General features: G+C 69.1%; 17 protein-coding genes. 10 read left to right on the top strand and 7 right to left on the bottom strand.

What is annotated here, in order from left to right; all coding sequences use genetic code 11:
- Positions 1–70: 70 nt before the first annotated feature.
- From BLW81_RS24395 to BLW81_RS24380, 4 genes are read right to left on the bottom strand one after another with little or no spacing between them, the layout of a single operon-like run.
- On the bottom strand, positions 71–481 hold the full coding sequence (locus BLW81_RS24395) for a nuclear transport factor 2 family protein (RefSeq protein WP_173839672.1): 411 nt from the start codon (positions 479–481) through the stop codon (positions 71–73).
- Positions 478–1,962: an aldehyde dehydrogenase family protein gene (locus BLW81_RS24390; RefSeq protein WP_083409420.1), complete on the bottom strand. Its 1,485-nt coding sequence runs from the start codon at positions 1,960–1,962 to the stop codon at positions 478–480. Before BLW81_RS24390 ends, BLW81_RS24395 begins: the two co-directional genes overlap by 4 nt.
- 31 nt (positions 1,963–1,993) lie before the next feature.
- Positions 1,994–2,530, bottom strand: a complete 537-nt coding sequence (locus BLW81_RS24385) for a TetR/AcrR family transcriptional regulator (RefSeq protein ID WP_083409419.1) — start codon at positions 2,528–2,530, stop codon at positions 1,994–1,996.
- Positions 2,531–2,572: 42 nt separating this feature from the next.
- Positions 2,573–3,676 (bottom strand): phosphotransferase, encoded by a 1,104-nt coding sequence (locus BLW81_RS24380; protein ID WP_083410784.1) that lies wholly within the window; start codon positions 3,674–3,676, stop codon positions 2,573–2,575.
- Between the two features lie 44 nt (positions 3,677–3,720).
- Between BLW81_RS24380 and BLW81_RS24375 the strand changes: the two genes are divergently transcribed.
- A complete protein-coding gene (locus BLW81_RS24375) occupies positions 3,721–4,887 on the top strand; it encodes a CaiB/BaiF CoA transferase family protein (RefSeq protein ID WP_083409418.1) in 1,167 nt (388 codons plus the stop codon).
- On the opposite strand, the gene BLW81_RS24370 is transcribed toward BLW81_RS24375, so the two are convergent.
- Positions 4,868–5,404, bottom strand: coding sequence for a TetR/AcrR family transcriptional regulator (locus BLW81_RS24370; protein ID WP_083409417.1), 537 nt, complete (start codon positions 5,402–5,404; stop codon positions 4,868–4,870). The genes BLW81_RS24375 and BLW81_RS24370 overlap by 20 nt on opposite strands.
- A gap of 38 nt (positions 5,405–5,442) precedes the next feature.
- On the opposite strand from BLW81_RS24370, the gene BLW81_RS24365 reads away from it, so the two are divergent.
- From BLW81_RS24365 to BLW81_RS24355, 3 genes are read left to right on the top strand one after another with little or no spacing between them, the layout of a single operon-like run.
- Positions 5,443–6,675, top strand: coding sequence for a cytochrome P450 (locus BLW81_RS24365; protein WP_083409416.1), 1,233 nt, complete (start codon positions 5,443–5,445; stop codon positions 6,673–6,675).
- A gap of 10 nt (positions 6,676–6,685) precedes the next feature.
- On the top strand, positions 6,686–6,877 hold the full coding sequence (locus tag BLW81_RS24360; RefSeq protein WP_083409415.1) for a ferredoxin: 192 nt from the start codon (positions 6,686–6,688) through the stop codon (positions 6,875–6,877).
- 31 nt (positions 6,878–6,908) lie between these two features.
- Positions 6,909–7,673, top strand: a complete 765-nt coding sequence (locus BLW81_RS24355; RefSeq protein WP_083409414.1) for a MarP family serine protease — start codon at positions 6,909–6,911, stop codon at positions 7,671–7,673.
- Here the strand turns inward: BLW81_RS24355 and BLW81_RS24350 are convergent, their stop codons facing one another.
- Positions 7,674–8,489 (bottom strand): thioesterase family protein, encoded by an 816-nt coding sequence (locus BLW81_RS24350; RefSeq protein WP_083409413.1) that lies wholly within the window; start codon positions 8,487–8,489, stop codon positions 7,674–7,676. It abuts the gene before it with no gap.
- Positions 8,486–9,304 (bottom strand): SMP-30/gluconolactonase/LRE family protein, encoded by an 819-nt coding sequence (locus tag BLW81_RS24345; RefSeq protein ID WP_083409412.1) that lies wholly within the window; start codon positions 9,302–9,304, stop codon positions 8,486–8,488. The genes BLW81_RS24350 and BLW81_RS24345 overlap by 4 nt, the downstream gene beginning before the upstream one ends.
- A gap of 81 nt (positions 9,305–9,385) precedes the next feature.
- Between BLW81_RS24345 and BLW81_RS24340 the strand changes: the two genes are divergently transcribed.
- Genes BLW81_RS24340 through BLW81_RS24315 form a run of 6 tightly spaced genes read left to right on the top strand, consistent with a single transcriptional unit; the run spans position 9,386 to position 15,241 of the window.
- Entirely contained in the window at positions 9,386–10,090 is a 705-nt protein-coding gene (locus tag BLW81_RS24340) for an NIPSNAP family protein (RefSeq protein ID WP_083410783.1), read from the top strand.
- Positions 10,087–11,310, top strand: a complete 1,224-nt coding sequence (locus BLW81_RS24335) for a cytochrome P450 (protein WP_083409411.1) — start codon at positions 10,087–10,089, stop codon at positions 11,308–11,310. Before BLW81_RS24340 ends, BLW81_RS24335 begins: the two co-directional genes overlap by 4 nt.
- Before the next feature lies 1 nt (position 11,311).
- On the top strand, positions 11,312–12,274 hold the full coding sequence (locus BLW81_RS24330) for a zinc-binding dehydrogenase (protein WP_083409410.1): 963 nt from the start codon (positions 11,312–11,314) through the stop codon (positions 12,272–12,274).
- A complete protein-coding gene (locus tag BLW81_RS24325; RefSeq protein WP_083409409.1) occupies positions 12,271–13,017 on the top strand; it encodes an HpcH/HpaI aldolase family protein in 747 nt (248 codons plus the stop codon). Before BLW81_RS24330 ends, BLW81_RS24325 begins: the two co-directional genes overlap by 4 nt.
- Positions 13,014–13,736, top strand: a complete 723-nt coding sequence (locus tag BLW81_RS24320; protein ID WP_083409408.1) for an SDR family NAD(P)-dependent oxidoreductase — start codon at positions 13,014–13,016, stop codon at positions 13,734–13,736. The genes BLW81_RS24325 and BLW81_RS24320 overlap by 4 nt, the downstream gene beginning before the upstream one ends.
- Positions 13,733–15,241 carry a flavin-containing monooxygenase gene (locus BLW81_RS24315; protein ID WP_083409407.1) on the top strand — a complete coding sequence of 503 codons (1,509 nt, stop codon included), beginning with the start codon at positions 13,733–13,735 and terminating at the stop codon, positions 15,239–15,241. The genes BLW81_RS24320 and BLW81_RS24315 overlap by 4 nt, the downstream gene beginning before the upstream one ends.

Raw genomic sequence — 15,241 nt, 5'->3', positions numbered from 1 at the left:
CTCGTTGCGCCGAGACCGACGCTTTGGCGGATTTCGCGCGCGGATTTCCGCCAAAACGTCGGTCTCGACGTCAATCGGCTCCCGGCCGGTTGATGAACCAGACGTTGTCCTCGCGCAGATGGCGGCTGCGCCACCCGTCGGCCGTGCGCACCAGTTGGTGGAAGTAGTAACCGCCACACGAACTCTGCTCGGCCATCCCCGGAAGCTGGATCGGGTTGTAGAACATCGCCCGGACCTCGGCGGTGTCTCCGGAGATGTCGGCTTCGATGTTGGTGATGTAGTGCATGCTCCACGGGATCGCGGTGAACGCCGAGCTGAACAGTTCGGCGATCTCGTCGCGCGAACCCGGCGGGATGCCGGCCGACGAGTAGTCGATCACCGCGTCGTCGGTGAACACCGAGCGGTACAGGTCCCAGTCCTTGGTGTCGACGGCGCGGGCGTAGCGGTACAGCAGCCGGGCGATGTCGGCCTCGTCGCTCACTCCGGCATGCCGATCGTCTTGGCCTCCAGGTACTCCTTGTACCCCTCTTCGCCGTTGCGGTAGCCCAACCCGGATTGCTTGGTGCCGCCGAACGGGCTGCCGATTCCGAAGTGGCTCTTGCCGTTGATCGTCACGTTGCCGGTGCGCATGCGCTTGGCGACCTCGAACGCGCGGTCCACGTCGCCGGAGGACACCTCGCCGGACAGCCCGTAGATCGAGTTGTTGGCGATCGCGATCGCCTCGTCGTCGGTGTCGTAGGGCGTGACCGTGAGCACGGGGCCGAAGATCTCCTCCTGCGCCACTTGCGAATTCGGGTCGACATCGGCGAGCAGGGTGGGCTGGGTGTAGTAGCCGGTCGGCAGGTTCTCCGGGATGCCGCCGCCGGTGACCAGCCGCGCGCCGGAGTCGACGCCGCTCTTGATCAGGCCGAGCACCTTCTGACGTTGCGTCTCGCTGATCTGCGGGCCCTGCATGTTGCCCGGCGTCCAGGGGTCGCCGACCGGGAAGCCTTCCATCATCGCCTTGAGCATCTCGATGCCCTCGTCATAGCGGCTGCGCGGCAACAGGATCCGGCTGGGCAGGATGCAGGACTGGCCGCTCATCACGCACGCCATCATCGCGGCCATCGGCAGCGCGGAGTTGAAATCGGCGTCGTCGAGCACGATGTGGGCCGACTTTCCGCCCAGCTCAAGCAGCGTCTTCTTCACCGTCGGCGCGCCGGCCGCCAGGATCGCCCGCCCGGTCGCGGTCGACCCGGTGAACGTGATCATGTCGACCCGCGGATCGGCCGACAGCGCCGCGCCGACCTCGTTGGCGTTGGACACCACGACGTTGAACACCCCGGCCGGGATGTCGGTCTCCTCGGCGACGATGCGCCCGTACTCGCTGCCCGACCACGGGGTCAGCTGTGCGGGTTTGAGCACGACGGTGTTCCCCGCCATCAGCGCGGGCACGGTCTCGGCGACGTTGAGGTAGAACGGCACGTTCCACGGCGTGATCGCGCCGACGACGCCGACGGGCTCGTAATGGATCTTGCGGCGAGCGGGCCCCAGCGGCGTGTCGTGTACGCCGTTGTCGACTAGGTAGTCGAACGCCTTGCCGTGCTCGGCCCAGTGCTTGACCTCCTCGATCGGACTCTCGATCTGGCTGCCGGTCACCGTCACCGGGCAGCCGACCTCGGTGATCAGGATGCGCCGCAGCCGTTCCTTGTTGCGTTCGAGAGCTTCGTGGAGCTGAGTCAGGCAGTGGTAGCGGAATTCGAGGTCGCGGGACCAGTCGGTCTCGTCGAAGGCGCGCCGGGCCGCACCCACCGCGCGGGCCATGTCCTCGACGGTGCCGTCGGTCGCCCTGCCGGCCACCTCTTCGCTGGCCGGATGGATGACGTCGAACGTCGCGCCACTGGCGGTGGTCTGCAACTCGCCGTCGATCAGCATCCGCTCGTCACCGGCCAGGACGCCGGTCTCACTCTGCACCTGGGTCATGCGGACAGCTTTACAAATTTCTGCGCGAGTGTCAGCCGTTCGCTTTGATTCCGGTGGCGTGCCGCAACTGGGCGAGGAACTGGTCGTCGTCGTCGCTGCGCACGATGTAGTGCGAGATGGCGACCCGAATTGCGGTGGCCGCCTTGACCGCTCCGTTCGGGCCGGACAGCAGCCGCTGCAGCCGCGCACGCATCACCGGGACGATCCGGCCCAGCTGCGCGATGACGACCTCGGGTTCGATGTCGACCAGCCGCACGCCGGAGTACGAGTGCTGGTAGTCGACGATGAAGCGCAGCGCGGCGTCGAGCTTCTCGGTGCCGCGCAGGCCGGCCGTCGCCTTGCTGATGCCGTTGTCGAACAGGTCGCGCTCGTAGGTGCCGAACGCATCGAGCAGTTCACCTTTTGAGGCGAACCAGCGGTACAGCGTCGGGCGGGACACCCCTGCCTGCAACGCCACCTCGGAGAGGCTGAGCTTGGTCTGGCCGCTGCGCGCGAGGACTTCGGCGGTGGCGGCGAGGATGCGGTGCCGCGTCGAGGTGTCCTCGAAGTCGTGCAGCGGTTCGTTCACAGCTCCTCAATCGTCAGCGGTCGAGACGATCGTAGGTCCTTCTCACAGCGACTTCTGGAGTAATTCGACAGTGTCGAGGTCGGTCAGCGCGGCGACGGCCCGCCGCAGCCCCTCCAACGCGATGCCCTCGGCCTGCATCCCGCCCATCCCGGCGGTGATCAACGCCGCGACGTAGGCGTAAAGCGCGCCCTGCCGGTAGCGGTCCCACAGCTCGTCGCGGTCCAGGTTCGGCCCGCCGGCTGCGGCCAGCGTCTCGCGGTAGCGGTCGAGCAGTTCGCGTTGGTGGGCCCGGCGGTCCTCCGGCGTCATCCCGGTGACCAGCGTGTAGGCGAGTTCGCGGCCGGGGTGTCCGCGGCGCACCGCCTGCCAGTCCAGCAATCCGGCCTCGCCGTTGCGGAAGTACACGTTGCCCGGATGCGCGTCGCCGTGCATCACGGTGTGCGGCGGCTCGTCGATGAGGCGGGCCACCGCCCGGTAGTTCTCGTCGATGAAACGCCCGGCGTCGACCGCGATGTCGGTGCGCTCGCCGATACGGCGCGCCGATGTCTTGAGCAGGGGGCCGGTGAGCAGCGACGCGGTGTCGCCCGATGCGGTGTAGAGCCAGCCGGGGACCCGGTTCCAGAACTTCGCGTGCAGCCGGGCGAGCAGGTCGACGATCAGGCCCGCGCGGTCGGCGCTGAGCGGGTGCAGTGTGTCGGGAAACTCGCATTCGTCGGCCGGTAGGTCCTCCAGCACGAGGACGTAGCGGCCGATCACCGAGTCGAACGCCGAGCCGTGACAGTCCGGCACGCCGGTCATCCGCGGTGAGAGTTCGCGGTAGAAGCGGGTTTCGGTGGCGCCCAGCCGGCCCATCTCACCCATCAGGCGGGTGGCGACGGTCTCGGCGGCCAGCTTGACGAACACGGTCGGCGGGACGTCGTCGCCGGTGAGGGCGAGCCTGGCGCGTGCCGAGGTGCCGGCGTCACCACCGAGCAACGACACCGCGGTCACGCGGCGGCCGATGACCCGCGACAAGGCCGGCGCGTCCAGATCGGACACGGATCGGGGAAGTGACCGGAGACGGCCGATCGCGGCGTCGGTGGCGATACGTTGTACCCCGCGGCCCAGATGGGCGGCCAGGCCGACCACCGGCGTAGCGTGCTTCACCACGCCAGCTTACAAATTCGCCGATTAATGTAAAGAAGGTGTCGATGGCGGGTCCGCTCGAGGGTGTGCGTGTGGTCGAACTCGGCGTGTGGGTGGCCGGCCCGGCGGCCGGCGGGATCCTCGCCGACTGGGGCGCCGACGTCGTCAAAATCGAACCGCCGGGCGGCGACCCGGCGCGGATGTTCGGCCGCATGCTCGGCATCGAGGACGATCTGAGCCCGCCGTTCGAGATGGACAACCGGGGCAAGCGCAGCGTCGTGCTCGACGTCACCGCCGACGACGACCGCGTGACCGCGCTCGAATTGATCTGCGGGGCAGACGTTTTCCTGACCAACGTGCGGCCCGCGGCGCTGGCCCGGCTGGGTTTGGACTTCGAGACGGTCGCGGCGCGCAACCCGCGCCTGGTGTACGGGCTGATCACCGGTTACGGCGAGACCGGCCCGGACGCCGACCGGGCCGCCTACGACGTCGCCGCGTTCTGGGCCCGCTCGGGGCTGGCGCATCTGCTCACCAGACCAGGTGACACGCCGCCGTTTCAGCGCGGCGGGATGGGGGATCACGCGGCGGGGATGACGCTCGCCGCGGCGGTGTGCGCGGCGCTGGTGTCGCGGTCGCGCACCGGATCCGGTCAATTGGTCAGCACATCGCTGTTCCGCCAGGGCGCCTACACCGTCAGCTTTGACCTGAACACCTTCCTGCTCACCGGGCATCCGATCGCGATCGGCCGGCGCGAGACCATGGGCAACCCGTGCATGAACAACTACACCGCAGCCGACGGCCGCCGGTTCTGGATCGTGGGCCTGGAGGCGCGCAGGCACTGGCCGCCGCTGTGTCGCGCGGTCGGGCGTCCCGGCTGGCTGACCGATCCGCGCTTCGACACCGCGCAGGCCAGGGCGTCCAACGCGGCCGCGCTGATCGCGGAGCTCGACGAGATCTTCGCCACCCGCACGCTGGCGCAGTGGGCAGATTCCTTTGCGGCCGAGCCGGATCTGTTCTGGTCGCCGATCAATTCGCTGGAGGATGTGGTCGGCGACGAGCAGTTCCACGCCGCAGGCGGGATCGTCTATGTGCCCGACGGCGACGCGACGGTGCCGATGGCGGCCTCGCCCGCCGACTTCCACGGGACTCCATGGGCGCCGCGGTCGGTGGCGCCGAAACTGGGTCAGCACACCGAGGAGGTGCTCGCCGAACTCAGGGAGCCAGGTGCTTGACCCGGGCGGCGTGGCGCAGCTGCGCGAGGAAGTCTGCGTCGTCGTCGCTGCGAACGAGGTAATGCGAGACCGCGACCCGCACCGCCGTCGACACCGCAAGACCGGGATCGGGCCCGGGGGCGAGGCGCTCCAGCCGCTGACGCATCAGCGGGATGACGCGCGAGAGTCGCTTGATCACGAGTTCGGGTTCGATGTCGATCATCCGCAACCCGGGATAGGACTGCTGGTACTCGACGATCACCTGCAGCGCAGCGTCGAGGCGCTCTTCGGGCGGGAGGTCCGCGGTCGCCGCGGTGACCGCCTGCTCGTAGTACTGGCGCTCCCACACCACGAACGCGTCGAGCAGATCACGCTTGGAGGCGAACCACCGGTACAGCGTGGGCCGCGACACCTGCGCCTGTGCCGCGACTTCCGAGAGGCTGAGCTTGGTCATGCCGTGGCGGCCGAGCACCGTCGCGGTGGCGGCGAGGATGCGTTCGCGCGTCGAGGTGTCCGCGTCGGCTCCCTGCACCGTCATAGCTTTACAAACTTTTCACTAAGTGTCACGCTGAATCGGTGACTTCAGCGCGTGCGGTCGACATCACGTCGGAGGACTTCTGGAGCCGGCCGTTCGCCGCCCGCGACGAATCGTTCGCCCGGTTGCGTGCCGCTGACGGGCTGAGCTGGCACCCGCCGATGCCGTCGATGTTCGGTATGGACGAGCCGGGGTTCTGGGCGCTCACGCGCCGCGCCGACATCGCTTACGTCAGCCAGCATCCCGAGCTGTTCACCTCCGCCGACGGGGTCGCGCTCAACCCGATGCCCGCCGAGATCCAGCGGTTCGCGGCGTTCTTCTTGGCCATGGACCCGCCGCAGCACACCGTGTACCGCCGGCTGATCAGTTCGGCGTTCACCCCGCGTAACGTCCGCCTGATCGAGGAGCAGATCCACAAGAACGCGGTCACCATCGTCGAGAACCTCGTCGGGGCCGGCGAGATCGACTTCGTGTCGGCGTGTTCGGCGAAGCTGCCGATGCTGACCATCATGGACATGCTCGGAGTGCCGAGCGCCGATCAGCCCGCGGTGGCGTACGCCGCCGAGAAGCTGTTCGGGATGAGCGACGAGGAGTACGCCACCGAGGACGAGCGGGTCAGCGACCCCGTCGCGCAGATCGCGCTGCTGTCCAACACTGGGGTGGAACTGGCGAAGTTCCGGCGCAGCCATCCCGGCGACGACCTGATGACCAGCATCGTCAACGCCGAGGTGGACGGGCACCGGTTGACCGACGAGGAGATCGGCGCGTTCCTGATCCTGCTCGCCTCGGCGGGCAACGACACCACCAAGCAGGCGACGACGCACGCGATGATGGCGCTCGTCGCCCACCCCGAGCAGCGCGACTGGCTGCTCGACGACTTCGACGGCCGGATCGGCACCGCCATCGAGGAATTCGTCCGATGGTCCTCGCCGGTGCTGCAGTTCGCCCGCTTCGTCACCCAGGACACCGAGATCAACGGCCATCCGGTCGCCGCGGGGGACAAGGTCGGCTTGTTCTACTGTTCGGCCAACCGCGACGAGGCGGCGTTCGACAGACCCTGGGCGTTCGACCTGTCCCGCTCGCCCAACCCGCATCTCGGGTTCGGCGGCGGTGGCCCGCACTTCTGCCTGGGCAGCCAGCTGGCCAAGGCGGAGCTGCGAAACCTGTTCGCGGAGTTGCTGACCCGGTTGACGACGATCGAGTTCGGCGAACCCGACCTGCTGTACAGCAGTTTCGTGCACGGCGTCAAACGACTGCCCGCCGTCGTCCGCTGAGGGAGTGAGCATGCGCGTCGAAGTAGATCCCGACAGGTGCACCGGCCACGGTATCTGCGAGTCGATCGCCGAGGATGTCTTCGAGGTGACCGACGAGGGGTACGCCGTGATCCACGGTGCGGACCGACCCGAGTCGGATCGCGAACGCATGCAGCAGGCCGTGACCCAGTGCCCGGCGGCGGCGCTGCGACTCCTGGAGTGAGCCACCGCCGCGGGCGGCTATCGTTTCGGCGATGACACCGACAAGACTTGCGGGGCTCCTGATCGCCGTGTCGATCGGCGCGACGGGGTGCGGCGCGTCCAGCCAGCCTGGCGGCACCGGCGTGCCGACGGCCGAACCCACCGTCGTCTCGGTGGAGGCGCCGGACCCGGCGCTGGCCGACAGCCCGGCCGTCGCCGAGGCGGCGCGCAGCGTCGTCAAGATCCACTCCGTCGCGCAGGCCTGCCAGCGCACCCTCGACGGCAGCGGCGTCGTCATCGCACCGAACAAGGTGATGTCGGCCGCGCACGCGGTCGCCGGCGCGGACACGGTCAACGTCGCGGTCGGCGACGAGCAGCGGGCCGCGACGGTGGTGGTGTTCGACCCGGACATGGACATCGCGGTGCTCGACGTGCCCGAGCTGGCCGCGCCGCCGCTGGGGCTGGCCGACAAGCCGGCCGACACCGGCACCGACGCGCTGGTCCTCGGCTACCCCGGCGGTGGCCCGTTCACCGCGACCCCGGCCCGGATCCGCGACGTCATCGAACTGCAGGGCCCGGACATCTACCGCACCAAGACGGTGACCCGCGAGGTCTACTCCATCAGAGGGCCCATCCGGCAAGGCGATTCGGGTGGACCGCTGATCGACATGGATCGCCGGGTGCTCGGGATCAGCTTCGGGGCGGGCGTCGACGACCCGGACGCCGGTTTCGTACTGACCGCCAAACAGGTCTTCGGGCTGATGATGAACGGTGTTGGCGCCACCCAGCCGGTGCCCACCGGTGCCTGCGTCGGCTGACTATCGACCCGGCATCGGGCGCACCAGCACCGACTGCTGGATCGCGGCGACCGCACCCTGTTCGTCGAACAGCGTGCCGACGGTCGTGCCGATACCGTCGGGCCCATAGTCGGTTTCGGCGCGCACGCCGATCCACTGCCCGTCGGGGATCCGGTGCACGTGCACGACGAGATCGGTGTTCATGAACGTCCACTTGCGGATGTCGAGTTTGGTGCCGATGCCGTTGGCGTCGTCGGCGACCGCGAACAACCGTTCCAGCGGCGTCATCGTCTCGCCCTTGACCAGGTCGACCTCCGGGCGGATCCACGACTCGCCGGGACCCTCGCACAACGGTTTCGTCAACCACCGCCAGTCGACACTGTGCACGTAGTTGCGGTCCCAATCCTTCTTCATGTCACGGCTTTTCGCCTCGGCGAGCGGTCGGAGCGGGGCCTCGGAGGTGCGTACGACGGGACGGGTGTCGACGGTCTTGAGCCGCCACCCGCTGGCCCGTGCGACCGGGCGAGGCTCACCGTCGCGGCCCGGCGCGAGCAGTTCGGCGCCGACGAGCTCGATCTGCTTGCCGGGGCGCTCGATTCGCGATCGCAGCCACAGGTCGCCCTCGGCGGGGACGCCGCCGAGCAGGTCGATCAGCACCCGGCTCAGCCGCGTGTCGTCGCGCGCTTCGCACCTCTCGAGCGCGCGGGCCAACAACGCCGACACCGGCGCGCCCTGCTGGATGGTGGCCGACCAGGTGCTGCGCACGAGGTCGCTCGCACGGAACCGCTCACCGAGCGGATCGGCGGCGTCGACGAGTTCGTAGTACGAGTCGCTCATGGCAGGCCTGCTCCTGGAATGTCGACGGTCGTCGCGTCGAGGCGGGACAGTTTCGTCCCGACCAGTCGCTGCGGGTAGGCGTCGGTGCTGGACAGAAGAAACAACGTGCGCCGCTCGGGACCGCCGAGGGCGCAGGCGATCGCGGTGCGCCCACCGAGGTCGATGCGGTCGGTGACCCGGCCGCCCTCGGTGATGCGCTCGAACTGGTAGGTCAGCGTCATCGCGGCCCACACACCGCCCTCGGCGTCCAGGCAGATCCCGTCGGGCGGCCCGTCCAGCCCGTCGGCGAAGACCCGGCGGTCGGTCAGCCCTGCGTCGGGTCCGACGGTGAAGGCCGACAACCGCCGCGCGGTGGACTCGGCGACGATCAGCGTGGCCCCGTCGGGCGTGATGGCCATGCCGTTGGGGAAGTCGAGGTCCTCGGCGACGACGGTGACCGTGTCGTCGGGGTCGATCCGCACGATCACGCCGCCCTGGCGGGCCTGCGAACCCACGTATGCGCGGCCGGCGGCGTCGACCACCATGTCGCCCAGGCTCGCCGGGACCAGCGCCGCGAGATCGGCCACCACGGTGACGGACTCGCCGTCGTAGCGCAGCACCTGTCGCCGTTCGGTGGAGGAGATCAGCAGCGAGCCGTCGGGCCGGAAACCCAGGCCGGCGGGCGCGTGACCGGCCAGCGGCAGCGTGCTCATGTCGCCGCCCAGGTCGACGGTGTGCACCGCCTCGCCGAGCATGTCGGAGAACCACAGCAGCCCTTCGAACCAGCGCGGTCCCTCACCGAAACAGAAACCGTTCGCCAGCGCGGTCAGCGGCATCCGGCCGTTGTCCTCACACCTTTACAAAACACGCGACAAGTGTCACGCTCGCAGGGTGCCACTGTCAACCGGGTGCAGATCATGAAGAAGTACTACGGCCACACCCTGCTCTACCTGCACGAGACGATCGCGCTGGGTTCCGGGCGGTCCGACCGCTTCACCGAGGCGTTCAGTGACATCTATGCACCGATGATGGCCGACCTCGGCGCGCGCCTGTTCGCGATGTGGGAGACCACGCCGTACAACGGCCACTGGCCGCAGGTCACGATCATCTGGGAGATCGACCGGTTCGCCGACTACGCGCGAATCGGAAAGGCGCAGGCCCTCGGTGGCAGCCACGCGGCGGCCGCTGCGCGATGGTCGACCTACCTGTCGGAGATCGGCGCCTCCGGTGAGGGACGCATCATGTACGCCGGCAAGTTCAACAGGACCCTGGAGCAGTTGCAGGACGCCGGATTTGGTGCCGGGCTGGTGATCCAGGAGATCATGCAGACCAAACCCGGACGCCAGGACGACTACATCCGCGAACTCGAACGGCTCTACGTACCGTGGTCGGAGCGCACCGGCAAGCGCTGGCTCGGTTCGTTCATCACCACGTTCCGGTTCAACGAGGTGATCCACTACTGGGCGCTCGATGGTGACTGGGACTGCTTCGCCGAGCACTACCCGTCCTGGAAAGACAGCCCGCCGGCCGAGATCGTCACCTGGATGAGCGTCGCGCCCGCGCTGCGCGACGGTTGGGAGGACTCGATCCTGCAGGCCCTACCCCCGTCTCCGCTGCGATGAATCCCGCGACGCTGCAGGCGTTCTCCTATGATCCGTTCGATCCGGCGGTGATGGCCGACCCGCTGCCGTACTACCGCACGCTGCGCGATCACCACCCGGTGTACTACATCGACGAGTGGGACACCTACGCGCTGTCGCGGTTCGAGGACGTCTGGCGCGTGTTGCAGATCAACGACGGCACCTTCGTCGCCTCGGAGGGAACCCTGCCCGCCGCAACGGTTCTGGCTTCCCGCAACGACGGGCCGGTGCCGGACCCGGCGCTGCACCCGATGCCGTTCCACGCGAACTTCGACGCGCCGGTCTACGACACCGTCCGCCGGTGCACGTCGGCGCCATTTCGGCCGCGGTCGGTCGCCGGGCTGGCCGAACGGATCCGGCAGCTGGCCAACGAACGCCTCGACGAACTCCTGCCGCGCGGCACCTTCGACCTGACCCAGGACTACGGCGGTATCGTCGCCGCATCGATGGTCTGCGAACTGCTCGGCCTGCCAGTCGAACTGGCCGCCGACGTGCTGGGCACCGTCAACGCGGGCAGCCTGGCGCAGCCGGGCAGCGGCGTCGAGGTCGCCAACGCCCGGCCGGGTTACCTCGAGTACCTCATCCCGCTCATCACGCGTGCCCGCGAGCAGCCGGGGACCAACCCGATCGTCGACAACCTCGTCGGCTACCGGCTGCCCGACGGGTCGGCACTGAACGACGTCGAGGCCGCCACCCAGCTGCTCGGCATCTTCATCGGCGGCACCGAGACCGTGCCGAAGATCGTCGCGCACGGCCTGTGGGAGTTGGGGCAACACCCCGACCAGCTGGCCGCCGTGCGCGCCGACCTCGACGCGACGGTGCCCGCGGCGCGCGAGGAGATGATCCGCTTCTGCGCCCCCGCGCAGTGGTTCGCCCGCACCGTGCGTAAGCCGTTTACGCTGCACGACACCGCGATTCAGCCGGGGCAGCGCATCATCACCCTGCTCGCTTCGGCCAACCGCGACGAGCGCGAGTATCCGGAACCGGAGCGTTTCGTCTGGGACCGGCGCATCGAACGGCTGCTGGCATTCGGTCGCGGACAGCACTTCTGCCTCGGCGTCCACCTCGCGCGGCTGGAGATCACCATCATGGTGACCGAATGGCTCAGCAGGGTTCCCGAGTGGCGCGTCGACGCGGAGTCCGCGTCGCGCCCCCCGTCGAGCTTCCAGTGGGGCTGGAACAGCGTCCCGGTGGAGGTGTGACGTGTGGGCCTACCGGCTGATCGCGCCGTACACCTTCGAGAAGTGCGATGTTCCGTCGCCCGGGCCCCTGACCGACGGCCAGGTGCTGCTGAATTTCTGCGCCGCCGGTGTGTGCGGATCCGACCTGCCGCCGTTTCGCGGTGTGCGCGGCAAGATCCCCGGCGACCGCGGCCCCAGCGCCGCCGAACTGCCCGGCTTCCCGATCCACGAGATCGCCGGGGAGGTGATCGCCAGCCGGCACGACGCACATGCGGTGGGGGACCTGGTGGTCGGGTGGGCGTCCGGATTCGACGGGCTGATGCAGCAGGTCGTTGCCGGCGGTGACGGGCTGGCGTCCTGTGACCGCAACCTCGGCCCGGCGCATGCCGTCGCGCTGCAACCGCTGGCCTGCGTGCTCTACGCGGTCGAACAACTACCCCCGCTGGCGGGTCTGCACGTCGCGGTGATCGGTCAGGGGTCGATCGGCTTGTTGTTCTCCTATGTGGCGCAGGCTTTCGGCGCCCGTCGGGTGACGGGCGTCGATCCGGTGGACCGGTCGGCGATCGCCGGCAGGTTCGGAGTCGATGAGGTCGTGCGGGCCACCAGCGACCGCTGGGTCAGCCACCTGGCACCCGGCGACCGGCCCGACGTGGTGATCGAAGCGGTGGGCCATCAGGTCGCCACCCTCGGACACGCGGTCGAGGCCGCAGCGCCGGGCGGCACGGTGTTCTACTTCGGGGTGCCCGACGACGACAGCTATCCGATCAGCATGCGGACCATGCTGCGCAACAACCTGACCCTCAAATCGGGCGTCACCCTCGAGCGTCGGCGGATGCTGTCCGCCGCAGGGGAATTCGCGCGGCAGCACCCGGACCTGCTGCCCGCCTACGTCACCCACACGTTCGGTGTCGGCGAGGCGCAGGCGGCGTTCGACCTCGCTTGCCGGCCCGTGCCCGACCGCGTCAAGATCGCGATCGTCGCGTGAGTGCGAGCCGACTGCAGGACGCGCTGGCCACCAGGGAGCGGCTGTGGGGCGGCTGGATCGTCGGCCCGACGATCCTCGGGCCCGAGGAATTTGCCCGCGCCGGATACGACTACGTCGGATTCGACATCCAACACGGCTATCTCGACGACGCCGACGTCGCGCTGCTGTTGCGCCGCCTCGAACACGTCCCGATCGCGACCGCGGTCCGGGTGGCGTCGGTGGACCCGGCGCCGATCGGGCGGGTGCTCGACGCCGGCGCCGACGCGGTGATCGTGGCGATGGTCGAATCGGGAGCACAGGCCGCTGCCGCGGTGGCCGCGACCCGGTACGCGCCCGCCGGCGTGCGCAGTTACGGCCCGCTACGCGCCGACCTCGGCCACGATCCGGCCGAACACGAGGCCCGTACGAGCGTGTTCGTGATGATCGAAAGCGCACAGGGATTGGCCGCGCTCGACGAGATCTGCGCGGTCCCCGGACTGGCCGGCCTCTACGCCGGGCCCGCCGACCTGGCGATATCACTCGGGCATTCGCCGGCCGAGGCATGGACCGCGCCCGCTGTGCTCGACGCGATCTCGCGGATCCAGGCCGCGGCGGTGAAAGCCGGACTGGTCGCGGGAATCCACGCCGGCGCGGGCGCACCGGGGAAAGCCATGGCGGAACTGGGTTTCCGCATGCTCACGCTGGGCTCGGAGTCGCAGGCCCTACGCCGCGGCGCCGCCGAGATCCTGCGGGAGGCGCAATGAGCGACCGGGTTGCATTGGTGACGGGCGCAGCCCGCGGCCAGGGGGCCGCGATCGTGCGCCGCCTGTCGGCCGACGGGTTTCGCGTCGCCGCGTGCGATGTGCGTGCCGACGAACTGGCGGCCGGGGTCGCCGAACTCGCCGACGACGGCGTGCTGGCCGTCGAATTGGACGTGACGTCGGCCGAGCAGTGGGCGGCGGCGCTGACCACCGTCGCCGACCGGTTCGGCCCGGTGACGGCGCTGGTGAACAACGCCGGGGTGCTGCACCGCGCTTCGCTGGCCGACGAGACGGCGGCGGGGTTCGAAAACAGTTGGCGGGTGAACTGTTTGGGGCCGTTCCTCGGAACCCAGGCCGCGCTGGCGCACCTGCGTCAGGTCGACGGCGCCGCGATCGTCAACACCTGCAGCACCGGTGCGATGCGCCCGTTCCCGAACCACGCCGCCTACGGTTCGTCGAAGTGGGCGCTGCGGGGGCTGACCCAGATCACCGCCGCCGAATTGGCGCCGCTGGGTATCCGCGTCAACGCGGTGTTCCCCGGCCCGATCGCGACGCCGATGCTCGACGACGCCACCCAGGGCCGGCTGGCGGCGACGTTCGGTCGCCTCGGGCAGCCGATGGAAGTGGCCGACGCCGTCGCCTACCTGGTGTCCGATCACGCGTCGTTCATCACCGGCACCGAACTCGTCGTGGACGGAGGACAGTGCCTGCGAATCGGATGAGTGCCCGGAAGAACCTGTCGGTCGGGATCATCGGCGCCGGTCCCGGCGGCCTGGCGTTGGGAATCTTTCTGCACAAGGCCGGATTCCGAGATTTCACGATCTTCGACCGCGAGGACGGCGTCGGCGGGACTTGGCGCATCAACACCTATCCGGGGCTGGCCTGCGATGTGAAGTCGCACCTCTACTCGTACTCATTCGAGCTGAACGCGGACTGGTCGCGGTTGTGGTCGGGGCAGCCCGAGATCCTCGAGTACTTCGAACGCTGCGCGCGCCGCCACCGCCTGGAGCCGCACCTGAAGTTGAACACCGAGATAACCTCGGCGCGCTGGGACGGCGACGCCTGGGTGCTCGGCAGCAGCGGCGGCAACCAGTATCGGTTCGACGTCGTGGTGTCGGCCATCGGACTGTTCACCCGGCCCGTGATGCCCGAACTGGTCGAGGAGGAGCCGTTCACCGGCACCGTGATGCACACGGCGCGCTGGGACCACACCGTCGACCTCACCGGTAGGCGGGTGGCGGTGCTGGGTACGGGATCCACTGCGGCGCAACTGCTCCCGGAGGTCGCCAAGGTCGCCGAAACCGTGTACTCCGTGCAGCGCTCACCGACGTGGATCCTGCCCAAGCCCGACCGGCCGTACACCCCGCGAGAGCGGTGGATGTTCCGGCACATCCCGTTGGCCAAGAAGGTGTACCGGACGCGGCTGTGGCTGCGCAGCGAGTCCAACATCTCGGTGATCGAGCACGGCAGCGACAAGACCAAAGAGTTCAAAGACATCGCGCTGAAGGTCCTCGAGAGCACGGTCACCGACGAGGAGCTGCGGCGCAGGCTCACCCCGGATCATCCGCTGGGGTGCAAACGCCTGGTGTTCGCCGGCGACTATCTCGCGACCCTGACCAAACCGCACGTCCAAGTGATCGCCAGCCCGGCGCGTGCGCTGCGGGGCCGGACGCTGGTCACCGAGGACGGCACCGAACTGGACGTCGACGTGGTGTTGTGCGCGACGGGCTACGCCGCCGCCGACTACCTCGGCCAGATAGACGTCGTCGGCGAGCACGGGGTGTCGCTGCGGGACACCTGGCGCGACGGCGCGCACGCCTACCTCGGCATGGCGGTGCCCGGGTTCCCGAACTTTTTCATGCTGTACGGGCCCAACACCAACGTCGGCTCCAATAGCGTGCTGTTCATGCTCGAGGCGCAGGCCCACTACATCGTGCGGGCGCTGGCACACATGCGTCGCCGCGGCCGGTCCTATATCGCGGTGCGGCCGCAGGTGATGGCGGCATTCCTCGCCAAGATCGACAGGTGGATGACCGGGACGGTGTGGCTGACCCGGTGCAGCAACTACTTTCGCGCCGCCAACGGTCGCGTGGTGACGCAGTGGCCGCGCAGCGCCGGGGCGTTCTGGCGGATGACGCGGCGGTTCCGGGCCTCGGACTACACCTTCAGCGCTCCGGCACCCGGCGCCGTCGGTGCGGGTGCGATGCAGGCGGCCGAGAATCGCTGA

Source organism: Mycolicibacterium rutilum, from assembly GCF_900108565.1.
Classification (GTDB): Bacteria; Actinomycetota; Actinomycetes; order Mycobacteriales; family Mycobacteriaceae; genus Mycobacterium; species Mycobacterium rutilum.
Note: the sequence above shows the minus strand (reverse complement) of the source record. Positions and strands in the feature narration are given on the sequence as shown.